Origin of the sequence: Gluconacetobacter liquefaciens, from assembly GCF_003350405.1 — a bacterium.
In the GTDB taxonomy this organism is placed as follows: Bacteria; Pseudomonadota; Alphaproteobacteria; order Acetobacterales; family Acetobacteraceae; genus Gluconacetobacter; species Gluconacetobacter liquefaciens.
Map to the genome: position 1 here is coordinate 84,661 of NZ_QQAW01000006.1, position 21,925 is coordinate 106,585.

Annotated in this window: 18 protein-coding genes and 1 pseudogene; 10 read left to right on the plus strand and 9 right to left on the minus strand. The window is 65.9% G+C overall.

All coding sequences use genetic code 11. The features are described from left to right. Positions 1 to 8: 8 nt before the first annotated feature. Entirely contained in the window at positions 9 to 1,031 is a 1,023-nt protein-coding gene (gap, locus tag C7453_RS11670; RefSeq protein ID WP_114727716.1) for a type I glyceraldehyde-3-phosphate dehydrogenase, read from the plus strand. Then, positions 1,031 to 2,254, plus strand: a complete 1,224-nt coding sequence (locus C7453_RS11675) for a phosphoglycerate kinase (RefSeq protein WP_114727717.1) — start codon at positions 1,031 to 1,033, stop codon at positions 2,252 to 2,254. The genes gap and C7453_RS11675 overlap by 1 nt, the downstream gene beginning before the upstream one ends. A gap of 21 nt (positions 2,255 to 2,275) precedes the next feature. On the opposite strand, the gene ftsY is transcribed toward C7453_RS11675, so the two are convergent. From ftsY to C7453_RS11695, 4 genes are read right to left on the minus strand one after another with little or no spacing between them, the layout of a single operon-like run. After that, positions 2,276 to 3,253, minus strand: coding sequence for a signal recognition particle-docking protein FtsY (ftsY, locus tag C7453_RS11680; protein WP_114727718.1), 978 nt, complete (start codon positions 3,251 to 3,253; stop codon positions 2,276 to 2,278). A gap of 1 nt (position 3,254) precedes the next feature. Then, positions 3,255 to 4,502, minus strand: a complete 1,248-nt coding sequence (gene mtaB, locus C7453_RS11685) for a tRNA (N(6)-L-threonylcarbamoyladenosine(37)-C(2))-methylthiotransferase MtaB (protein WP_114727719.1) — start codon at positions 4,500 to 4,502, stop codon at positions 3,255 to 3,257. Continuing rightward, positions 4,499 to 5,323: a diaminopimelate epimerase gene (dapF, locus tag C7453_RS11690; RefSeq protein WP_114727720.1), complete on the minus strand. Its 825-nt coding sequence runs from the start codon at positions 5,321 to 5,323 to the stop codon at positions 4,499 to 4,501. Before dapF ends, mtaB begins: the two co-directional genes overlap by 4 nt. 32 nt (positions 5,324 to 5,355) lie before the next feature. Continuing rightward, the gene (locus C7453_RS11695) at positions 5,356 to 5,757 is read right to left on the minus strand and encodes a VOC family protein (protein ID WP_114727721.1); all 402 of its coding nucleotides are present in this window, start codon (positions 5,755 to 5,757) and stop codon (positions 5,356 to 5,358) included. Positions 5,758 to 6,007: 250 nt separating this feature from the next. On the opposite strand from C7453_RS11695, the gene C7453_RS11700 reads away from it, so the two are divergent. Both C7453_RS11700 and C7453_RS11705 read left to right on the plus strand, forming a co-directional pair. Then, entirely contained in the window at positions 6,008 to 7,864 is a 1,857-nt protein-coding gene (locus C7453_RS11700; protein WP_114727722.1) for a hypothetical protein, read from the plus strand. A gap of 124 nt (positions 7,865 to 7,988) precedes the next feature. After that, positions 7,989 to 8,333, plus strand: a complete 345-nt coding sequence (locus C7453_RS11705) for a hypothetical protein (protein ID WP_114727723.1) — start codon at positions 7,989 to 7,991, stop codon at positions 8,331 to 8,333. 29 nt (positions 8,334 to 8,362) lie between these two features. On the opposite strand, the gene C7453_RS11710 is transcribed toward C7453_RS11705, so the two are convergent. The 5 genes from C7453_RS11710 to C7453_RS18970 all read right to left on the minus strand — a co-directional run bounded on the left by C7453_RS11710 (position 8,363) and on the right by C7453_RS18970 (position 15,384). Then, positions 8,363 to 9,175 carry an SDR family NAD(P)-dependent oxidoreductase gene (locus tag C7453_RS11710; RefSeq protein WP_170143207.1) on the minus strand — a complete coding sequence of 271 codons (813 nt, stop codon included), beginning with the start codon at positions 9,173 to 9,175 and terminating at the stop codon, positions 8,363 to 8,365. Between the two features lie 94 nt (positions 9,176 to 9,269). Further along, positions 9,270 to 12,332, minus strand: a complete 3,063-nt coding sequence (locus C7453_RS11715) for an efflux RND transporter permease subunit (protein WP_114727725.1) — start codon at positions 12,330 to 12,332, stop codon at positions 9,270 to 9,272. Between the two features lie 4 nt (positions 12,333 to 12,336). Further along, on the minus strand, positions 12,337 to 13,485 hold the full coding sequence (locus C7453_RS11720) for an efflux RND transporter periplasmic adaptor subunit (RefSeq protein WP_170143208.1): 1,149 nt from the start codon (positions 13,483 to 13,485) through the stop codon (positions 12,337 to 12,339). Then, positions 13,482 to 14,726 (minus strand): TolC family protein, encoded by a 1,245-nt coding sequence (locus C7453_RS11725; protein ID WP_170143209.1) that lies wholly within the window; start codon positions 14,724 to 14,726, stop codon positions 13,482 to 13,484. The genes C7453_RS11720 and C7453_RS11725 overlap by 4 nt, the downstream gene beginning before the upstream one ends. 379 nt (positions 14,727 to 15,105) lie before the next feature. Next, positions 15,106 to 15,384 carry a hypothetical protein gene (locus tag C7453_RS18970; RefSeq protein WP_170143210.1) on the minus strand — a complete coding sequence of 93 codons (279 nt, stop codon included), beginning with the start codon at positions 15,382 to 15,384 and terminating at the stop codon, positions 15,106 to 15,108. A gap of 172 nt (positions 15,385 to 15,556) precedes the next feature. Here C7453_RS18970 and C7453_RS11735 point away from each other — a divergent pair. The 6 genes and pseudogenes from C7453_RS11735 (at position 15,557) to C7453_RS11760 (ending at position 21,881) form a co-directional block, all read left to right on the plus strand. Then, positions 15,557 to 16,164 (plus strand): annotated as a pseudogene (locus C7453_RS11735) (acetate uptake transporter). 150 nt (positions 16,165 to 16,314) lie between these two features. Further along, the gene (locus C7453_RS11740; RefSeq protein ID WP_114727729.1) at positions 16,315 to 17,325 is read left to right on the plus strand and encodes a dipeptidase; all 1,011 of its coding nucleotides are present in this window, start codon (positions 16,315 to 16,317) and stop codon (positions 17,323 to 17,325) included. A gap of 78 nt (positions 17,326 to 17,403) precedes the next feature. Continuing rightward, positions 17,404 to 18,702 (plus strand): adenosylhomocysteinase, encoded by a 1,299-nt coding sequence (gene ahcY / locus C7453_RS11745; protein WP_114727730.1) that lies wholly within the window; start codon positions 17,404 to 17,406, stop codon positions 18,700 to 18,702. A gap of 62 nt (positions 18,703 to 18,764) precedes the next feature. Further along, on the plus strand, positions 18,765 to 19,154 hold the full coding sequence (locus tag C7453_RS11750; protein ID WP_114727731.1) for a DUF3597 domain-containing protein: 390 nt from the start codon (positions 18,765 to 18,767) through the stop codon (positions 19,152 to 19,154). 24 nt (positions 19,155 to 19,178) lie between these two features. Continuing rightward, positions 19,179 to 20,705, plus strand: coding sequence for a tetratricopeptide repeat-containing glycosyltransferase family protein (locus C7453_RS11755; protein ID WP_220791271.1), 1,527 nt, complete (start codon positions 19,179 to 19,181; stop codon positions 20,703 to 20,705). A 90-nt stretch (positions 20,706 to 20,795) separates the two neighbouring features. Continuing rightward, positions 20,796 to 21,881: a CorA family divalent cation transporter gene (locus C7453_RS11760; RefSeq protein WP_114727732.1), complete on the plus strand. Its 1,086-nt coding sequence runs from the start codon at positions 20,796 to 20,798 to the stop codon at positions 21,879 to 21,881. Positions 21,882 to 21,925: the final 44 nt, after the last annotated feature.

The window sequence follows — 21,925 nt, forward strand, 5'->3', positions numbered from 1 at the left end:
GAAATAGAATGGCTGTCAAAGTCGCAATCAATGGCTTCGGGCGTATCGGTCGCCTGGTTCTCCGCGGAATCATCGAAAGCGGCCGTACCGATGTCGTGCCGGTGGCGATCAACGACCTGGGCAGCGTCGCCGACAACGCCCACCTGCTGACCTATGACAGCATTCACGGCCGCTTCCCCGGCGAAGTCCGGGTCGAAGGCAACAACATCATCATCACGGCCAACGGCCGCACCTACGCGCCCATCGCCGTCTCGGCCGAAGCCAACCCGACCAAGGTGCCGTTCGAAGGCGTGGACGTGGCCATGGAATGCACAGGCCGCTTCACCAACAAGGAAAAGGCCGCCCACCTGATCGAGGCCGGCGCGCGCAAGGTCATCATCTCCGCTCCCGCCAGCCATGTCGATGCCACCATCGTCTACGGCGTGAACCAGAACACGCTGACCAGCGACATGACGGTGATCTCCAACGCCTCCTGCACCACCAACTGCCTGGCCCCGGTCGCCAAGGTGCTGGACGAGGCGTTCGGCATCGAATGCGGCTACATGGTCACCATCCATTCCTACACCGGCGACCAGCGCACGGTGGACACGCTGCACAGCGACCCGCGCCGCGCCCGCGCGGCGGCGATGAACATCATCCCGACCTCCACCGGCGCCGCCCGCGCGGTCGGCCTGGTGCTGCCGCACCTCAAGGGCAAGCTGGACGGCACCGCCATCCGCGTCCCCACCCCCAACGTCTCGCTGGTCTCGCTCGATTTCGTGCCGACCCGCACCCCGGCCTCGGTCGAGGCGATCAACGAAGTGATGTTGAAGGCGGCATCGGAAGGCCCGCTGAAGGGCATCCTCGCCTACAATACCGCCCCTCTGGTCTCGTCCGATTTCAACCACTCCATCGCCTCCTCCACCTTCGACGCCACCGAAACGGCGCTGATCGACGGCGGCCGACTGGTGCGCATCTGCAGCTGGTACGACAACGAGTGGGGCTTCTCGAACCGCATGTCCGACACGGCCGCGGTCTTCGGCGCGCTCTGATGGCCACGCTGTCCTTCAAGACGCTGGACGCCTTGCAGCCCAAAGGGCGCAAGGTGCTTCTGCGCGCCGATCTGAACGTCCCGGTGCGGGACGGCCAGATCACCGACCTCACCCGCATCGAGCGCCTGGCCCCCACCATCCGCGAACTCGCCGACAAGGGCGCGCGGGTGATCGTGGTCAGCCATTTCGACCGTCCCAAGGGCCAGCGCGTGCCCGCCATGTCGCTGGAACCGATGGCGGCAGCCCTGGGCAAGACCCTGGGCCGTCCGGTGCGCTTCGCCGAGGATTGCATCGGCCCGGTGGCCGAGCAGGCCGTCGCCGCGATGCAGGACGGCGACGTGCTGGTGCTGGAAAACACGCGCTTCCACGCGGGCGAGGAAAAGAACGACCCTGACCTGTCGAAGGCACTTGCCGCGCTGGCGGACGATTACGTCAATGACGCCTTCTCCGCCGCCCACCGCGCCCACGCCTCGACCGAAGGCGTGGCCCGCTTCCTGCCGTCCTTCGCCGGCCGGCTGATGGAAGCGGAACTCAACGCCCTGAACATCGCGCTCGAAAATCCGGCCCGTCCGGTCGGTGCGATCGTCGGCGGCGCCAAGATCTCGACCAAGCTGGACCTGATCGGCAACCTGCTGGACAAGGTGGACGTCCTGATCATCGGCGGCGCCATGGCCAACACGTTCCTGGCCGCCAAGGGCGTCGCCGTCGGCAAGTCGCTGCAGGAAGCCGACATGCACGACACGGCCCGCGCCATCATGGAAAAGGCCGCGAGCAAGGGCTGCGAGATCATCCTGCCCGTCGATGCGGTCACGGCCACCGAATTCCGCGCCGACCCGCCGACGAAGACGGTGCCGGTGGACGCGGTTCCCGCCGATGCGATGATCCTGGACGCCGGCCCGGAAACGGTCCGCCTGCTCACGGAAAAAATCGTCGGGCTGAAGACGCTGGTGTGGAACGGCCCGCTGGGCGCGTTCGAACTCCACCCGTTCGACAACGCCACCAACCTGCTGGCCGCCGAAGTCGCCCGCCGCACGCAGGCTGGCCAACTGACCAGCGTGGCAGGTGGCGGCGACACGGTCTCGGCCCTGCGCCATGCCGGCGTGGCGGACGAAATGTCCTACACCTCGACCGCCGGCGGCGCGTTCCTGGAATGGCTGGAAGGCAAGACCCTCCCCGGCATCCAGGCCCTCAGCGAACTGTCAGAGCGGATTCTCCCGCTCTGACGGCACGGAGGCGATCCGGCTTCAGGCCGGGTCGCCCTCGCCTTCCTTCGGCTCCTCGCCTTCCGGCGACGACAGCCTGATCGACGGCCCGACCAGGCCATTGGCAAACGCCTCGGCCGAAAACGGCCGCAGATCCTCGGCCTGCTCGCCCACACCCACCGCATGCACCGGCAGGCCGAACGTATCGGCCAGCGCCACCACAATGCCGCCGCGCGCCGAACCATCCAGCTTGGTTACGATCAGCCCGGTGACGTTCACCAGTTCCTTGAACACCCGCACCTGCTCGATCGCGTTCTGCCCGGTGGTCGCATCCAGCACCAGCAGCACCGAATGCGGCGCGGTCTCGTCGAACTTGCGCATCACGCGGATGATCTTGGCCAGTTCCTCCATCAGCGCGCCCTTGTTGTGCAGGCGTCCGGCGGTATCGATCAGCAGCAGATCCGCGCCTTCGGCCCGCGCGCGCTTCAGCGCGTCGAACGCCAGCCCGGCGGCATCCGCATTCGGCGGCCCGGCAATCACCGGCGCCCCGACCCTCTGCCCCCAGACCTGAAGCTGTTCGACGGCGGCGGCGCGGAACGTATCCCCCGCCACCATCATCACCTTCAGCCCCTGCTCGCCATAAAAGCGCGCCATCTTGCCGATGGTGGTGGTCTTGCCGTTGCCATTCACGCCGACCACCAGCGCCACATGCGGCTTCAGGTTCGGATCGGGCACGAACGGCACCGCCACAGGCTCCAGCACCTGGGCAATTTCCGTCGCCAGCGCGGTGCGGATTTCCTCGTCCGTCACCTCGGTGCCGAAACGCGAACTGCGGAAGGATTCGATCACCCGTGCCGCCACATTGGGGCCGAGGTCGGCTGCAATCAGCAGATCCTCCAGTTGCTCCAGAGCGGCGTCGTCCAGCTTGCGGCGCGTAAAGACCGCGGCGATCCCGCCGCCCAGTTTCTGGGTCGATCGGGACAGGCCCGCCTTCAGGCGGGAAAAGAAGCCAAGTGCCATGTCAGAGGATTTCCGCCACCAGACCGTTTTCGTCAACCGCCGTCGCCCGCACGGCCACGATGCGCCCGGCTTCGGCCGCACCCTCCGCCAGGCGAACCGGCGCGAATTCCTCGGAATGCCCGCTGGTCGCGGTTTCCAGCAGCACGTTCAGCGTCCGCCCCAGCAACCTTGCATGATAGGCCCGCGCCGCGTCCTGCCCCGCCGCCCGCAGCCGCGCCGCGCGCTCGCGCCGCAGCGGCACCGGCACGGCCGGCATCTTCGCCGCCGGCGTCCCCGGCCGCTCGCTGTAGGGAAACACATGCAGGTAAGGCAGAGCCTGCGCCTGTACGAATGCCAGCGTCTCGTCGAACAGCGCGTCGCTCTCGGTCGGAAAGCCCGCGATCACGTCGGCCCCGATGCCCAGATCCGGCCGACAGGCCCGCGCCCGCTCGATCACACCGACAACATCGGCCACCAGATGCCGCCGCTTCATCCGCTTCAGCACCATGTCCGACCCGGCCTGAAGCGACAGATGCAGATAGGGCATGAAGCGCCGCTCGCTCTCCAGCAGGCGCCACAGATCCTCGTCGATCTCCACCGGATCGACCGACGACAGGCGCAACCGCTCCAGTTCCGGCACCAGTACCAGCAGCCGGCGGCAAAGCTGCCCCAGCGCGGGCTGCCCCGGCAGGTCTCCGCCCCACGAGGTAATATCCACCCCCGTCAGCACCACCTCCCGGTAGCCCGAGGCAACCAGTGCGCGCACCTGCTCCACGACGGCGCCCACGGGGACCGAGCGCGAAGGCCCCCGCCCGAACGGGATGATGCAGAAGGTGCAGCGATGGTCGCACCCCTGCTGCACTTCGACGAAGGCACGGGTCCGCCCGGCGAATTCCGTCACCAGATGCGGCACCGTCTCCGTCGCGGCCATGATGTCGGAGACCGCGCGCCCTTCCCCCAGCGCCGTCGGCGTCCAGCTTGCGGCCTCCAGCTTCTCGCGGTTGCCCAGCACACGGGCCACGCCGGGCAGCGCCTCCCACCGTGCAGGGTCGATCTGCGCCGCACAGCCGGTCACGACGATCCGCGCATCCGGCCGGTCGCGATGCGCGCGGCGGATCGCCTGCCGCGCCTGGCGCTCCGCCTCGGCGGTGACGGCGCAGGTATTGACGATGATCACATCGTCCAGCCCCGCCGCATGGCCGCGCATCACCTCGCTCTCATAAGTATTCAGCCGGCAGCCGAAGGTCAGGATCTCGGGTGGCTTGCTCATGACGGATAAGCCTCGGGGTCGAACGACCCGACGAAGCTGGTGGTCGCCGGCCCCGTCATCAGCACATGCCCGTCCTCTTCCCGCCATGTGATCGACAGCGCGCCACCATCCATCTCCACCCGGCAGGTACGCGCCACCAGCCCGCGCCGCACGGCATTGACCACGGCGGCACACGCACCCGACCCGCAGGCCAGCGTCAGCCCGCTCCCCCGCTCCCACACGCGCAGCCGCATGGCCGCGCCCGACAGGATCTGTGCGAAGCCGATGTTCGCCCGTTCGGGAAACAGCGCATCATGCTCCAGCAAAGGCCCGGCCACGACCGGATCGAGGTCCAGACGATCGGCCAGGAAGAAGGTCGCATGCGGATTGCCCATCGACACCGCCGCCGGATCGCCCGGCAGCGGCAGATGCAGCGTATCCACCGGCTCCGCCAGCGGCACGTCGCGCCAGTCCAGCGCCGGCACCCCCATATCCACGCTCACCAGCCCCGCCTCGTCCACCGAGGCCGGGAGCAGCCCGGCACGGGTCTGCAACACGCTCTGCCGGCGCCCCTCACCCCGCCACAACAAATCGGCCACGCAGCGCGAGGCATTGCCGCACGCCCCGGACTCGCTGCCGTCGGCATTGAAAAAGCGCACGAAAACATCCGCTCCCTCGCGGCAGGCCGGGCGCAGCACCACAAACTGGTCGCACCCGATGCCACGATGCCGGTCGGCCAGGGCAGCGATCCGCGCGGGCGTCAGCCCATGGCGTTCCACACGTTCGTCCACCACGACAAAGTCGTTGCCAAGGCCGTGCATCTTGCTGAAGGGGGTCATCATGCGCGCCTTATACGGCAGGCGCCCCGCTTATATCAAAGGAAACGACCGGGCGCTCCGCGCTGCAACACCTCGATCCTGTAGCCATCCGGATCGACGACGAAAAAGAACCGCCCGACGACCCGATCGCCCAGCGCCAATTGCTTCACCGGCAACGGCGACAACCCCTCGCGGACGAAACGCGCATGCTCGGCATCGATATCGCCGACCGAAACTGCCAGGTGCCCATAGCCGTCACCCAGATCATAGGGCCGGTCGCGGTCGTGATTGACCGTCAGTTCCAGTTCGAACGTCTGCTCGGCGTTGGAGAGATAAATCAGGGTGAAGCTCTCGAACGCCAGCCGGTCGGCCACGACCAGCCCAAAGGCCCGTTCGTAGAAAGCCAGCGACGCGGCCTCGTCCCGCACCCGGATCATGGAATGGATCAGCTTCGCCATCGTTTCGGGCTCCTTCCCGGCATGTCTCACCCTGCGCGACATATCGGGCCGGGCAGCACGCGGTCCAGCCCCGTCTGTCCGCAGGCAGCAGAACCATTCATGGTCGAATGCCTATTGATCCGATATATGAATATGTCTTATTGTTTCCCGATAAATTCGGGACAAAAACTAAAAGAAATTATTATTTACCTTTTCCAAGAAATGTTTTGACATACTTCTGAAGCCTGACCCCTCATTGCGATTGTCCCGAATGCAACTGCCCTCTTCGTCGTTGAAGCGGTCCCTGCCGCTGTTCCTGCTGTGCTGCTCCATGCTGGTGCCACCCGCCGCCCATGCCCAAGGCCATGGGCCGGAGGAAGCCGAGGCGATCGAGGCGATGGAGAACCAGATCTCCCGCATCCAGGAGCAGCAGCTCGAACTGCAGAAAGACCTGATGGCAATGCGCCGCGAACTGGCGCAGCACCGGGCACGCATGCATCTCGGCCATCCCGCGACGACGAACGAGGCCGCCGCGCGCGAGCACGCATCCTCACCACACGCCATCGAGGGGGCCAGACAACTGGCCCGCAATAGCGCGACGCCCGCACCGACCACGACGGCCCATCATCTCTATCCCGGCGAAGTTCCCACCCCCACCATCGGGGAAGACACGCCCACCTACGCCGCGATCGTCGCCCACCGCGACGAAGACATGGTCAACCGCCTGGCCGACAACAATGTCGGCCCCCATCCGCGTGAGACCGCCGGCGCGCAGGCGACCGGCGCGCTGGGCGATCACGGCGTGTTCCATGTCGGGCCCGTCACGGTCGTCCTCGGCGGCTATTTCGACACATCGGCCGTGCTGGAAAACCGTCACGTCGCGTCGGGCACATTCAATTACTGGTCGGCCATGCCCTTCCCGCGCGATGCCAACTACCACCAGAACAATTTCGAAGGCAGCCCGCGTTACAGCCGGTTCTCGCTCATGGCCCGCGCCAATATCGATTCCCACACCACCGTGTCCGGTTTCGTCGAAACCGACTTCGGCGCCGGCGCGGAAACGACCAACCCGTACGAGAGCAACGCCTACGTCCCCCGCCTGCGCCAGGCCTATCTCAGCTACGACGATACGCTCGAAGGCAATCACCTGCTGATCGGCCAGGCCTGGAGCCTGCTCACGCCCGGCCGCGCCGGCATCGTCGCCCGGCAGGAAAGTCTGCCCGAGACCATCGAATCCTCAATGCTGGCCGGCCAGACCTGGACCCGGCAATGGCAGGCCCGCTACGTCCATGAACTGCTGCAGCACCGGCTCTGGCTCGGCCTGTCGATCGAAAATCCGGCGACGATCTACGACACCACGGGCTTCGACAATAATAACGGCTCGGTGCCGCTTCCCAATGGCGGCACGGCCACCATCGGCGCCAACGGCACGGGCCTGACCGAATTCACCACCAATTACTCCGATGAAATCGCGCCCGACGTCATCGGCAAGATCGCGTGGGATCCGGCCTGGGGCCATTACGAGGCCGAGGGAATCGTGCGCTTCCCGCACGACCGCGTCTTCGCCAACGGCACGGGCCACAACAACACCGCGATCGCCGGCGGCGGTGGCGGATCGGCGGTGCTGCCGGTCATCCCCCACAAGCTCGAAATCCATCTGGCCGGCCTGGCCGGGGTCGGGATCGGCCGCTATGGCTCGGTGCTCCTGCCGGACGTCACGCTGAACGCCCAGGGCAAGCCGAAACCCCTGCCCGACGCCCAGGCAACGGCGGGAATCGTCGCCCATGTGAATCCGCGGATCGATGTCTACGGCTATTACGGCATGCAGCGGTCCGGCCGGAGCTATTTCTCCTCCGGCGGCTCGGCCTATGGCTACGGCAATCCGATGTCTTCCAATGCCGGGTGCGAGGTCGAGATGTCGCCCCTGGCCTGCACGGCCAGCATCCGCTCGGTGCAGGAATTCACCGTCGGCGCATGGTGGCGCTTCCTCAAGGGTCGCTACGGCACGGTGGAAGTCGGTACCCAACTCGCCTACTCGCGCCTGGAAACCTGGAAGGCCATCGGTGGCGCCCCCTCCACCAGCATGAGCCAGATCTTCTTCGATTTCCGCTACCTGCCCTTCCAGTAACGGCCCGCAGCCCCGCCGCCATGCCCGGCCCGCATCGCCGGGCCGGCATGGGACGAGTTGCACCGAACGGAAAAACGGAGGATGTTCCCGCGGATCGAACCACAGGACGAAGGAGGATACGGTCATGCGGGACAAGGCATTGCGTATTCTGGCAGTATCTCTCGGCTTCGGCGCCCTGTCGGTACCGACACTGGCACTGGCACAGGAAGAAGACGGCCCTAAAGGCCCCACGATGCACCAGTTGGCCACCGCGCCGCCCGTACCGAGAGCGCATAAGGATTTCAGCCAGTTCCGCTACCGTCCGGCCGGCGACAAGGTGGTCGAACAGTCCGATGCCAACCGGCTCATGTTCTGGACCCCGCAGGGCACGCCCGACGGCTATGCCGAACGGCGCGGCAATGCGATCTTCTACTACGACCGCACAGGCAAGGCCGTGCGGGTGCAGGAACTGCCCTTCGACGAAAACTGAAAGCCGCTGCCTGGGGCGGCCCGTCCGCCCTATCCGCGCCCGTGCCGCCGCCGATAACACCATCTGGTCAACCGGGACCAGACTGTCATCACCGGCATGCATAGCCGCAGGAAAACCGGCGAGCATAAAAACAGGGGCGGAAATATCCTGTCGATGATGGAGGGAAAATGCTCCTCCTTCCGGCCCCGCGCCGCCGCCAGTATCCAGGCGGCCGCCCGCTCGGGCGCCTGCGGCCAGGACATGAAATTCAGCAGCGACCCACCCTGTTCCATCTCGTCGCGGAACATGGGCGTATCGACGCTGCCCGGAAACACCGACAGCACATGAATGCCCCTGGGCCGCAACTCCTGAGCCAGCGCCCGCGCAAAACCGCGCAACCCGAATTTCGACGCAGTATAGACGGCACTTCCCGCCAGCGGAAAGACACCGGCCATCGAATTGACGAACAGGATACGCCCTCCGACCGCGATGTTCGGCAGCACCTCCTGCGTCAGCAGAATCACACCGGTCAGATTCGTCTCCACCTGCCTACGGACACGCTCACCGTCCAGCACACCCACCGTCTGGGGCGAAATCGTGCCGGCACAGGAAATAAACAGGTCGATTCGCGGGCAGGCCTCTCGGATGGCCACCCCCGCTGTCGCGATCGCCCCCGCATCCATCAGGTCGCACGTCACGGCCATATCCGCCGCGATATCGGCCGGCATATCCGCCTGACGCGACAGAATGACGACCCACCACCCCTCCTGGCGAAGCTGACGGCACAGAAACCGCCCGATTCCACCCGTCGCACCGCTGATGACAACGGTCTTCCGGCGGGAATTTTCACTTTCCTGGGGCAAGGCAACCGCCCTTCCTGCAATGATAGCAGGCCCCTATATCAGTTCTCCCGCCCCCGCACGAGGTCGGGGGCCAGCACACCTCTCACCCGCCTTCCTACCGGCCGGACGCCTTTCCTCCGGCAATCCGGATATAGAGCGAGGGCAGAACCAGAAGCGTCAGTGCGGTGCAGGAGATCAGACCACCGATCACGACCGTCGCCAGCGGCTTTTCAACCTCTCCCCCCTCACTCATCGAGAAGGCCATCGGGAAGAACCCCAGGCACGCGACAGTCGCCGTGGCCATGACCGGCCGAAACCGCTCACGCGCCGCGCTATAGGCGGCATCGACCGCATTCATGCCCGCCTGGCGTTTCAGCCGGATACAACTGACCAGCACCACCCCGTTCAGGATCGCCACGCCGAAAAGGGCGATAAAGCCGATCCCGGCGGAAATGCTGAACGGCATCCCTCTGGCGAACAGGGCAATGATCCCCCCCGTCGCCGCAAACGGCAGGTTGACGAACACCAGCCCCGCCAGCCGGAATTCCCCCAGCGCCGCCACCAGAAGGCAGAAAATCAGCAGCAGCGCCACCGGCACCACGACTTCCAGCCGTGCCAGGGCGGACTGCATGTTACGGAACTGGCCGCTCCATTCGATCCGGTAGCCATGCGGCAGCCTGACCTGCGCCGCGACCCGCCGCTGGGCCTCGGCCACGAACGAACTCAGGTCGCGTCCCCGCACATTGGCCTGCACCATCATCCGCCGCTCGCCATTATTCCGGCGAATGGCGGCCGGTCCATCCTCCAGCTTGATAACGGCCACCTGCTCCAGCCGCACCACATGGTCGTCGCGCGTCAGCACAGGCAGATTGCGGACCTTGTCCACGCTATCGCCGGCATCGTCGGCAAAACGCACCTGCGTCGGGATCAGCGCGCCATTCAGCACCACGGGCGGCCCGATATGCCCGCCCAGCGCCTCGATCACATCCATCACCTCGGTCGTGTCGACACCAAGCCGCGCAGCCGCCGTACGATCGACGTCGATATGCAGGAAAGGGATCGTCCCGACATCCTGCGGTGCGACATCGGCCGCGCCGGGAATCGCATTGATCAGTTCCGTCACCTGCCCTGCCAGATGCCCCAGCGTCTTCAGGTCGTCGCCATAAATGCCGACGGCGATCTGCGAGCGGACGCCGGACAGCATGTCGTCCATCCGCATCTGGATCGGCTGGCTCCATGAAAAGAGCGACCCCACCACGTCACGCTTCAGCGCCGCGTCGAAGGCCCGCACCAGTTCTTCCTGGGTCGAGGCCGTCTTCCAGGCCGATCGCGGCTTCAGCAGAATGAAACTGTCCGTCTGCTCCCAGCCCTGCGGATCGGTCGGGATCGCCGCCGTGCCGGTATTGCTCACCACGGTCTCCACCTCGGGAAACCGCCGCAATGTCCGCTCGATCGCCGTCGCCGCCCGGATCGAGGCATCGAGCGAGATGCTGGGCAGCCGCGTGGAGGTCACCACCAGATCGCCCTCCTGCAACTGGGGAATGAACTCCCCGCCCAGGCGGCTCGCCAGCACCACCGAAACCAGCAGCAGAACCAGCGCAATCCCCATCACCCGGTTGGCATGCGCCGTACACCATGCAAAGGCCGGATCATACACCCGCCGGCACGCACGGATAAAAACCGTGTCGTGATGGCCATGGGGCATGCGCACCAGCAGCCGCGTCAGCACCGGCACGCAGAACAGCGAGAACGCCAGCGACGCCAGCAGCGCCAGGATCACGGTCTGCGCCATGGGGCTGAACATCCGCCCCTCGACACCCTGCAATGTCAGCACCGGCAGATAGACCATGATGATGACCAGGATCGCAAAGCTGACAGGCCGCACGACCTGCGCCAGCGACGTCGCGATCAACTGCTCCATGGTCACGCCCCGGTGCGTCGGCATGCTGATCACGCTCTCCACGATCACCAGCGAACTGTCGACCACCATGCCGAAATCGATGGCACCGAGACTGAGCAGGTTGGCGGAAATGCCCAGATGATGCATGCCCGTCATCGCCGCCAGCAGCGCGAACGGTATCACCGAGATAATGACGAGCGAGGCACGCCAGTCGCCGATCACCACCAGCAGGGCCACCAGCACCAGGATCGCACCGAGCGCCAGGTTTTCCTTCACCGTGTCGATCGTCGCCCCCGTCAGCGCCGACCGGCTGTAATACACGTCCAGCGTCATGCCCGGCGGCAGGGATCGCTGGATCGCCGGCAGCGCGTCGTGGATATGGGCCAGCGTCGCCTTCGCGCTCGCCCCCTGCTGCAACAGCACCACCCCATTGACGATCTCGCCCGTGCCGTCGCGGGTCACGGCCCCCAGGCGCGGCCGTGCACCGTGCGAGACGGTCCCCACATCGCCGATATGAATCACCTGCCCATTGGGGCCGGACCGGACCTGGATCTCGGCCAGTTCAGCCAGGTTGTCGATCAACGTGCGGCCGACGATCACCTGCTGCTGGTCGTTATGTTCTATCCACGCACCGCCCGCCACGGCGTTCCCCTGGTCCACGGCATGAAACACATCCGTGACCGACACCCCGTACGCCTGCATCCGCTCGGGGTCCAACGCGACCTTGAAAGTCTCCTCGGCGCCCCCGTTGATGTTGACGTCAATCACGCCCTGCACCAGCTTCAGGCGCGGCACGACCTGCCAGGTCATGATCCGATTGAGTTCCGGCAGGCCCATTCCCGGCCCGCGTAACTGAAACTGCAGGATCTCGCCCATGCCGGTCGCCAGCGGCCCCATGGTGAACGACAGGTCACGGACCGAAATATGCGACCGCGCCTCGCTCATCCGCTGCGAGACCAATGTCCGGTCCAGATAGATGTCCGATCCATCGGCGAACTGCAGATAGATAACCGCGACCCCGGTGCGCGAGACCGAGCGCATGCCCGTCATGCCGGGCACCCCCGCCATGGCCGTCTCGACCGGAAACGTCACCAGCCGCTCCACCTCCTCGCTGGGCAGGCCGGGCGCCAGCACCGACAGCATCACCTGCGTGGGCGAGATATCGGGCACGGGTTCGACAGGCAGCGTCCGCAGATCGGCCACGCACGCCAGCATGAACAGCGCCACCAGCCCCAGGACGATGCCCCGGCCGCGCAGCAGAGCATAAATCGCTTTCATGGCGCTATCCGCCCCCTGCCCTGGTCAGGAGCATCTGCGATTTCAGCGTAAAACTGCCGGCCGTCACGACCACTTCCCCCGGCGTCAGGCCATGCGTCACGACAAGCATACCGCCCGCCTCGGGGCCGGTCGTCACCTCACGCGCCGCATAGCGGTCGGGGGCGACACGGACAAAGACCACCTGCCCGCCGTCCAGTTCCTGCACGGCACTCGCGGGAACAAGCACACCTTCCACCGGGGTGGACGCATAGAGTTCCGTCGTCACCAGCATGCCGGGCCTCAAGCGGCCCGACTTGTTGGGAACCAGGCTGCGCACCAGAAGCTGCCGGGTCTGCGGATCGACATTCCCGTCGATGGTATCGATGCGCGAGGTGATCGCCTGCGTGGACCGGCCACCGGGATGCGTCACCTGCCGGTTTCCCGGCGCCAGCACACCGGCATCCCGTCCCAGCACCTGCGAGACCACCCAGACCGAGGACAGGTCGTCAACCTCGACCAGCGGCTGGGTCCGATTGGCCATATTGTCGCCCATCGCCACGTTCACCCCCCGCACGATGCCGGGAATGGGCGAAATGATCTGCGAATGTTCCCCATCCGGCCGTTCGGTGGCCGATGTCAGTTCGTCCAGCCGCACCTTGCTGCTGTCCAGCAGGGCCTGCTTCTCCCGCACCAGCCCTTCGGCATGCCGCAGAGCCAACTGCCGCCGCTGGACCTCTCCCACCGCCAGCACGGTGCCCTGCAGGACTTTCGCCCGCGCTGCCGACAGGGCGGCCTCGTCCCGCGTTGCCCGCGCCTCTTCCAGCGCAGCCTCGGCCGCCGCAACCTGCTGGCGAAGCTGCACCAGCGAATGGTTGTCATATTCAAGCAACACCTGTCCGGCCGCCACGATCTGCCCCGGATAGGTCAGCACATTGAGCACGCGCCCTTCGCCCAGCGGAGAAATCCGCACGACATGGCGGTTGTCGGCCATCACATAGGCCGGGCAGGCAATATGCCCGCTCAACGTCCCCGCGCGCGCGGTCGTGGTCGCGATCCCCATCGTCTTCATCGCCGACGGCGCAATCGTCACGACCTCCGGCGGCGTCTCGCGCGCGATGCCCGCTGCCGGCAGCATAACCAGCGCCAGAGCGATCCATGACCCTGCCGCCCTCATGGTGTTTCTCCCGCCATGATCATCATCTGCGCAATCGCTCCCCGCCATTCGACCGAGGCCGTCTGCTGCTGCAACCGCGCCTCCAGTCCCGCCTGGCGCGCCCGCAGATATTCGATCACCGGGGTCTCGCCCGTCACCCACCCCTTGCGCAGATCCTCTATCCGGCGCGCCAGCACCCGGTCCCGCCCACTGGCATGGCGCAGGATATCCAGCGATGCCGCCAGCCGCGCGAGGGCGCGCGAATAGTCGGCGCGCACCGCCCGCCGGGTCTGCCGCTCCTCCCGCTCGGCCGCCGCGATCTCCCGCACCGCCTTCATGCGCATCGGCACATTCCGCGCCTCGCTCGGCAGCGGAACGGTCAACTGAACGCCCACGCGCGTATTCCACGGGCTGCCGTACTGCTTCTCGTGGATCGCATCCACGCCGACCTCGGGATTGGGCATGAAGGAACGGCGGGCAAGATCATCGGACGCACGCGCCGCCACGACCTGCGCATGCGCGAAACGCAGGCGCGGATCATGATCGACTGCCTGCTCCACCGTCGCACCGCCGCGCACGGCCGCCAGCGCATGGCCATCAACCTCGTCCAACTCGGGAATGTCGGACTGGCCGGTGAGTTCTTCCAGGCCGGCCCTCTCGTCTGCCAGGCGCTCCCGTGCTTCCGTCAGTCGCCCTTCGACGGCTTCCAGGTCGCTAGCCACCGCAGCGTGATCGGACGACGAAATCTCCCCGGCATCCATCAGGTGCCGCGCGGAACTTTCGATCTCCACCAGCGCGCGCCGTTCGTCCTGCAAGGATTGAACATTCAGGCGCGCGGTCGCGCCGCCCAACGCCGCACGCAGCACCCGCACCGCCATGACCATCCGCTCCATCGCCAGATGCGCCGTCGCAACGCCGCCGCCGGCCTGTTCCTGGCGGATCGTGGCCGAGCGCTGGCCGGGCAGCCACAGCGGCACGGCAACACCGGTCTGATAGGTCGTGTAGCCCTGATTGCTGCCTAATGCGTGGTCGTCATAATATTGTCCGCTCAGGATCGGCCCGCCCGGAAACCACGACCGCGCGGCATCCGCATTGTTATCCGCAGCCTGCCGGTCCACCATCAGCGACTGCCGCAACGGGTCCTGCGCCCATGCATCGCGAATGGCCTGATGCAGCGATACCGCCATGGCCGGTCGCGCCATGACACCGCCCCACACAAACGCCGCCACCCCCAACGATCGCCACGCCGTCCGCGCAACCACCAGCACACCCGTTCCGCGTCTTCCCCTTCCATCCCCGATGCGAGCATCATCAACATGTGATCGGGCAGACGAAAGGCGATGCATCATTGTCCTTGCGCGCGGCAATGTGGGAGACAATGACCTTTCTAGATAAGTGTAAGAAAAAATTATCAGACAAATCATGTCTCTATAATAAATTTCCATTTACAAAATATCGAAAGCCGATCCATCGGCCGAACACACAGACGCAATTCAGGCCATGACAGGCACAACATATGCCAATCCGTGAATCTGACTGAGCGCGCACACCCACGCATGTAAACCATGGCCGCTCTCGACTTCCGAGAGCCGTCATTTTCCGCAAAATTCCGCTCCAAACACCCTGCCCCCCTCGGGGCAATCATATCTCGGCAGCCGGATTGAAGTGCCACCAGGTGCGCGCCACCTCCCATCCATCGGACACAGGAGGCAAACCATGCGTATCCTCCGCAAACCGGTACCGGCCGAGGCGATCGAACTCGTGGATCAGCACGGTCCAGACGCCCAGTTGATCGCCCGTACCCAACTCGCCCAGGCACGCGACGCCGGCGATGACATCCGTGCCGCGCGGTGGCAGACCCTGAGCGATGCCATCAGTGCCCTTCTGGAAGATCGAAAATCCGACCGGGCCGGAGAGCATGCGCCCCTCCCCGCGGGCACCCTGCCCGGATAACCGCCTTGTGACCCCGATTTATTCACCTAACATATATTTGTTATTGTCTGATTTTATAAAATGACCGAGAAAAATCCCAACGGCTGCGAAGGTCCGGGCTGATCGGACAGCCCCAGCGGCCGATACGGAGACCCTCGTCATGAAACCTCTCGCCAATCCAGCACCCCTCGGCCTCGCCGGCTTCGGGATGACGACGATCCTGCTTAATCTCTGCAATGCCGGTTTCCTGCCGCTCAATTCGTCGGTCCTGGCAATGGGAATCATCTTCGGCGGATCGGCCCAGATCCTGGCCGGGCTGCTCGAATATCCCAAAGGCAACACGTTCGGGCTGACAGCCTTCACCTCCTATGGCGCGTTCTGGATTTCTCTCGTCCTGCTCGTCATCCTGCCGAAATTCGGCCTGATTCCGGCAGCAGGCGCGCCGGCCATGGCCGCGTATCTGGCACTCTGGGGCGTTTTCACAGGCTTCATGTTGGCTTCATGTTCATCGGCACGCTGCGCGGCAATCGCGTGCTGCAATTCGTGTTCTCGTCGCTCACGCTCCTGTTCTTCCTCCTCGCGCTGGGCGAATGGACGGGCAACCTCATCATCACCCGCATCGCGGGATATGAAGGCCTGCTCTGCGGCGCCGCGGCCCTGTATCTCGCCATGGCGGAAGTGATCGAGGCCCAGTTCGGTTATCCCGTCCTGCCCTCCGGCATCCCCGCCCCGCAGCCCACCCGGCACGTAACAGGCGTCCCGGCCTGACCCGCAAAACTCCGTCTCCCCGCTCCGGCGGCACGACAATCCGATAACGACTTCCACCCTGCCTTCCTCCCTCCGGGGCCAGAAGGCAGGGTTTTTTCATTCCCGCCGCTCTCTTACGGATCGGGCGTTTCCAGCCTACATTGCAGCGTCATGACCAATCTTCCGCACGCTCCCCTGCTGACCGTCGATACGCATATCGACATCCCCTGGCCCGACCGGGGCGATTTCACGCAGGACACCGACTACCGCCATGTCGACCTGCCCAAGCTGCGCCGGGGCGGCATCGCCGCGGCCTGCCTGGTCGCCTATGTCGGCCAGGGTGCCACCGACCCGACTGGCCACGCCGCGATCTCCCGACAGGCCCTGGCAATGCTCGATGCGATCAACCGGGGCGTCGACGGTGGCCCGGCGCGCATCTGCCCACTGGCGGCGGATATCGAATCCGCGTTCCACGAAGGCATCACCGCCATCGTCCCGGCGGTCGAGAACGGCTATGCGATGGGCGAGGACCTGTCGCTGTTGGCGCAGTTCCGCGCTCGCGGCGCCCGTTACATGACGCTGACCCACAACGGCCATAACGCGCTGGCGGATTCGGCCCGCCCGATGGCGTCCCTGAGCGACCCGGAATCCCGTCATGGCGGCCTGTCCGGCCTGGGCCGCGAGGCAATCGCCGAAATGAACCGGCTGGGCCTGATGGTCGATATCTCCCACACCGCGCGCAGCACCATGATGCAGGCTGTGCGCCTGTCGCGTAGCCCGGTCCTGGCCACCCATTCCTGCGTCCGCGCGCTCTGCGACCACCCGCGCAATCTCGACGACGAACAGCTCGACGCCCTGCGTGATTGCGACGGCGTCATCCACATCACGGCCGTCGATGCCTTCCTGCGCCCCCGCGAGGTCCGCGCCCAGCGGCCGGTCAGCGTGGCCGATTACGTCGATCATATCGACTATGTCGCCAACCGGATCGGCGTGCGCCATGTCGGCATCTCGTCGGACTTCGATGGTGGCGGCATGATCGAAGGCTGGCGCGATGCCGCACAGAGCCCGGCGCTGACCGCAGAACTGCAACGGCGCGGCTACGACCACGACCAGATCGCCCAGATCTGGGGCGGCAATTTCCTGCGCGTGCTCCGCGCGGCCGAGACCGTCGCCACGGCGTGAGATCACACCCGCGCTAGCCCTCGCGGGTCCGAGCGTCTATACCCGCCGGGATTCTGCATCAACCGAACAGGACGGAACATGACCGCCAGCACGGACTACAAGGTACGCGACATCGCTCTCGCGGAATGGGGCCGCAAGGAAATCGCGATTGCCGAGGGCGAAATGCCCGGCCTGATGGCTCTGCGCGAGGAATTCGGCGCCAGCCAGCCGCTGAAGGGCGCGCGTATCGCCGGCTGCCTGCACATGACGATCCAGACCGCCGTCCTGATCGAGACCCTGACCGCCCTGGGCGCCACGGTCCGCTGGTCGTCGTGCAACATCTTCTCGACCCAGGACCACGCCGCCGCCGCCATCGCCGCGACGGGCGTACCGGTCTTCGCCTGGAAAGGCCTGAGCGAGGAAGAGTTCTGGTGGTGCATCGAGCAGACCATCACAGGACCGGACGGCTGGACGCCGAACATGATCCTCGATGATGGCGGCGACCTGACCGTGCTGATGCACGACAAGTATCCCGAGATGCTGAAGGACGTGCGCGGCCTGTCCGAGGAGACGACCACGGGCGTGCATCGCCTTTGGGAAATGGCGAAGAAGGGCACGCTGGCCGTCCCTGCCATCAACGTCAATGACAGCGTCACCAAGTCGAAGTTCGACAATCTGTACGGCTGCCGCGAGAGCCTGGTGGACGCGATCCGTCGCGGCACCGACGTGATGATGGCCGGCAAGGTCGCCGTCGTCGCCGGCTACGGCGATGTGGGCAAGGGCTCGGCCGCGTCGCTGCGCAATGCCGGTTGCCGCGTGCTGGTCACCGAAGTCGATCCGATCTGCGCCCTGCAGGCGGCCATGGAAGGCTACGAGGTCGTGACGATGGAAGCCGGCGCCCCGCGCGGCGACATCTTCGTCACCTGCACCGGCAATGTCGACATCATCACCGTCGACCACATGCGCGCGATGAAGCACCGCGCCATCGTCTGCAATATCGGGCATTTCGATTCCGAGATCCAGGTCGAGGCGCTGCGCAACTTCCAGTGGGACAACATCAAGCCGCAGGTCGACGAGGTCATCTTCCCCGACGGCAAGCGCCTGATCCTGCTGTCCGAGGGTCGTCTGGTGAACCTGGGCAACGCCACGGGCCACCCGTCCTTCGTCATGTCGGCGTCCTTCACCAACCAGACGCTGGCGCAGATCGAGCTGTGGACCGCCCCCGAGGGCAAGTACGAGCGTCAGGTCTACACGCTGCCCAAGCATCTCGACGAGAAGGTCGCCGCCCTGCACCTGGCCAAGGTCGGCGCCGAACTGTCAAAGATGTCCGAGAAACAGGCCGAGTATATCGGCGTTCCGGTCAACGGGCCGTTCAAGAACGACCTGTACCGCTACTAAGGCACGATGCTGCCCGGGGACAATGCGCCCCGGGCAGAACCTATACTGAGGAGAGTCCGCACGTGAGCATCTTCGGCACCATCCTGTCCACAATCTTCGGCCACGCCGGAGCCACCACCCCGACAGCCGCCCCGACCGCCACGCCCCCGGCAGGACAGGCACCTGCGGCAACGGCCACACCGGCCACCCCCTCCGCCCCGGTAGACGTCGCCGCCATCCTGACCGAGCTGGCCGCCAAGGCGCCCCAGCCGCTCAACTGGCAGCAGTCCATCGTCGACCTCATGAAGCTGCTGGGGCTGGACAGTTCGCTGGCGGCACGCAAGCAACTGGCCGGGGAACTGCATTACACCGGCGACACCAACGACTCCGCATCAATGAATGTATGGCTGCATAAGGCAGTCATGCAGAAGCTGGCCGAAAATGGCGGCAAGGTCCCCGACGACCTGAAATGATCCGGCACGGATGACGGGAATGGCATGACAGACGGCTCGACCGACAGCGTCCCGCCACTCCCCGAGGGAATAGAGCAGACCGGCGACACCCTCTTCGCCACAGGCCGAGGAGAAGACGCGGTCCGCCTGTTTCTGGACGTGACCACCCGCTATCCCGACGACTGGCGGCTCGCCGTCACCGCCGCCGCAATCATCCTGCGCCACAGTTCCGCCTACGACCTTGTCGAGGCATTCCTGCGTCCTGTGCTGCATCGGCTGCCGAACACGGTCCCCGCATGGGCCCTCCTGCTGCATGTCCGCGTCGTGCGCGGCGACCTCGCGGGTAGCCGCGCCCTGTTTGCCGAACTGCTGGGCCGCTACTCGGACGAAAGCGGCACGCTCTGCGACGCCATGTCCACGGCCCTTCTCCAGGCCGGCCACCCGGCGGAAAGCCTGCGTATCCTGCTGCCATGCCTCGAAAACGACATCGTCACGCCCACGCTGCTGAAAAATATGGGCATCGCCCTCTTCTGCCTCGACCGGTCCGCGGAAGCCGTCTCCTGGTACGAAAAAGCCGAAGCCCTCGCCCCGACAGACTACGGAATCACGTTCGGCCATGCCTGCGCGCTGATCAAGGCCGGCCGTCTGGACGAGGGCTGGCCGCGCTATTTCAACCGGCACCTCACCCCCGACGACAAAGACGCATGGTATCTGTCCCTGCCCCGCCTGTGCCCCGGCGATGCGGTCGCTGGGCGCGGTGTCGTACTGTTTCAGGAACAGGGGCTGGGTGACACGATCCAGTTCATCCGCTTCGTACCCGACCTGCTGGCAAAAGGGGCGCACGTCACGATCGTCGTGCCCCGCCCCCTGGTCCGCCTGCTGGCGCAATCCTATCCGGCGGCCAAGGTGTGCGAGACAGGCACGCTCGCCCGGCAGAACGGCTACGATTACGCCGCCGCCATCCCCGACCTGCCGCACATCGCCGGCGCAACATCCTTGTGGGACGTTCCGGCACCAATCCCCTACCTGCACCCAGATCCCGACGATATCGCCCGCTTCGCCGCCCTGCTGCCGGAACGCCGCCCGCGTATCGGCCTGGTCTGGGCGGGAGAGTGGCGGCCGCAATCCATTCACGCCCTCGTCGACCAACGCCGCTCGACGACGCTGGCAACTATGGCCACGGCCCTGACGCCCGTCGCGGCAACGCTGGTCAGCCTTCAACTGGGCGCGCCCCGGCAGGAAATCGCGGACTGGACCGGCCAGACATTGTGCGACCCGATGGGCAGCGTGCACGACATGGCCGACACGGCGGCGATCATGGCCAGTCTCGATCTCGTCATTTCGGTCGACACCTCGCCGCTGCATCTGGCGGGTGCGCTGGGCTGTCCAGTCTGGATGATCAGCCGCCAGGACGCCTGCTGGCGATGGGGCGACGCCATCGGCCGGTCACCCTGGTACCCGACCATGCGCATATTCCGGTCGCGCGAGCCCACCCTGGCCCCGATCCTGAAGGAGGCAGGCATGGCCCTGCGCACCTGGGCGAGGAACTGGAGACCCGCACGAAAAACCTGACCGCCCGACGGATCAACGCTCATGGGATTGCAACCTGCAGGCACCCATGCCAAGTGTGCGCTTGCATTGCGAGCGGTCCCGGATATCACGATGCCCGATACGATAGCCCAGACCGAATTGTCCCTCGTCGATACGCCGCAGAGCGATGCGGCGGATGGTCTGGTCTGGGCGGTTTCCTGCATCCCCGGACACCGGCCGGTGCAATTGTCGCCCCAGCAAGCGGCCGACCACCTGAACAGCCGCCCCCCCCACACCGAAGACGCCGAAACCACCCCCACCACGACCGAAGAGCGGCCCGCCGGATGGGTCTGGCTGCATTACGACGTCGTGCATACCGCCAGCCGGGCCAGGGTCGAGGCCATCGCCTGCCTGCCCGAGGAAGCCCGCATCACCCTGTCGGGCACTGACCGCAGCACCCGGCTGGAGGCCGACGGCGACATCGTCTACGGCGCCCTGCCCGGCTTCGACGACAGCATGACCGACGACGATACCAGCGTCTCGGCCTGGCGTTTCGCGGTCCTGCCCGACCTGCTGATCACCACCCGCCGCCACCCCGTACCGGCACTGGGCGCCGCCTATCGCTGGCTGCAACGCGACGACGGCCCCCGCACCCCCGCCGAGATCGTGGACCGCACGCTGCTGGAATTCGCCGACAGCGTGCGCCGGAACATCGCCATGCTGGACGACCAGCTCGACCGCGCCGAAGATCTGCTGCTGACCCTGGACCAGCACACCGATTTCGGCCGCATCAGCGGCCTGATCGGCAAGGTGCGGCGCCGTTCGACCGAACTGCGCCGCGTGATCTCGCCGGTCGACCGGATCTTCCACAACGAGGATCTGGAACTGCCCGAATGGGCCGAGGACGATATCCGCGACCGCTCACAGCGCCAGATCCACGCGGCACTGGACGATCTGATGGCATTGCAGGACCGCGCGCGTTCGTTGCAGGATGAACTGGCCTCGGGCCAGGCGGAAGAAACCAACCGGCGCCTGTACACGGTGTCGGTGCTGACGACCCTGATGCTGCCGGCCACATTCGTGACCGGATTCTTCGGCATGAATACCGGCGGCATGTTCCTGGCAAGTGGCTCCCTGGGCACGGTAGAGGCCGGCGGCATCTGCTTCCTGTTCATGGTCGTCGCCTGGCTGCTGCTCAAATTCACCAAGCTGCTCTGAAAGCCAGCCCGCGATCACGCCCGCCCCCGGGTACCGCCGGACAA

Excerpts from the sequence above, each read along its gene's own strand:
- gap (WP_114727716.1), top strand. The coding sequence starts at position 9 with ATGGCTGTCAAAGTCGCAATCAATGGCTTCGGGCGTATCGGTCGCCTG.
- C7453_RS11675 (WP_114727717.1), top strand. The coding sequence starts at position 1,031 with ATGGCCACGCTGTCCTTCAAGACGCTGGACGCCTTGCAGCCCAAAGGG.
- ftsY (WP_114727718.1), bottom strand. The coding sequence starts at position 3,253 with ATGGCACTTGGCTTCTTTTCCCGCCTGAAGGCGGGCCTGTCCCGATCG.
- mtaB (WP_114727719.1), bottom strand. The coding sequence starts at position 4,502 with ATGAGCAAGCCACCCGAGATCCTGACCTTCGGCTGCCGGCTGAATACT.
- dapF (WP_114727720.1), bottom strand. The coding sequence starts at position 5,323 with ATGATGACCCCCTTCAGCAAGATGCACGGCCTTGGCAACGACTTTGTC.
- C7453_RS11695 (WP_114727721.1), bottom strand. The coding sequence starts at position 5,757 with ATGGCGAAGCTGATCCATTCCATGATCCGGGTGCGGGACGAGGCCGCG.
- C7453_RS11700 (WP_114727722.1), top strand. The coding sequence starts at position 6,008 with ATGCAACTGCCCTCTTCGTCGTTGAAGCGGTCCCTGCCGCTGTTCCTG.
- C7453_RS11705 (WP_114727723.1), top strand. The coding sequence starts at position 7,989 with ATGCGGGACAAGGCATTGCGTATTCTGGCAGTATCTCTCGGCTTCGGC.
- C7453_RS11715 (WP_114727725.1), bottom strand. The coding sequence starts at position 12,332 with ATGAAAGCGATTTATGCTCTGCTGCGCGGCCGGGGCATCGTCCTGGGG.
- C7453_RS11720 (WP_170143208.1), bottom strand. The coding sequence starts at position 13,485 with ATGAGGGCGGCAGGGTCATGGATCGCTCTGGCGCTGGTTATGCTGCCG.
- C7453_RS18970 (WP_170143210.1), bottom strand. The coding sequence starts at position 15,384 with ATGCTCTCCGGCCCGGTCGGATTTTCGATCTTCCAGAAGGGCACTGAT.
- C7453_RS11740 (WP_114727729.1), top strand. The coding sequence starts at position 16,315 with ATGACCAATCTTCCGCACGCTCCCCTGCTGACCGTCGATACGCATATC.
- ahcY (WP_114727730.1), top strand. The coding sequence starts at position 17,404 with ATGACCGCCAGCACGGACTACAAGGTACGCGACATCGCTCTCGCGGAA.
- C7453_RS11755 (WP_220791271.1), top strand. The coding sequence starts at position 19,179 with ATGACAGACGGCTCGACCGACAGCGTCCCGCCACTCCCCGAGGGAATA.
- C7453_RS11760 (WP_114727732.1), top strand. The coding sequence starts at position 20,796 with ATGCCCGATACGATAGCCCAGACCGAATTGTCCCTCGTCGATACGCCG.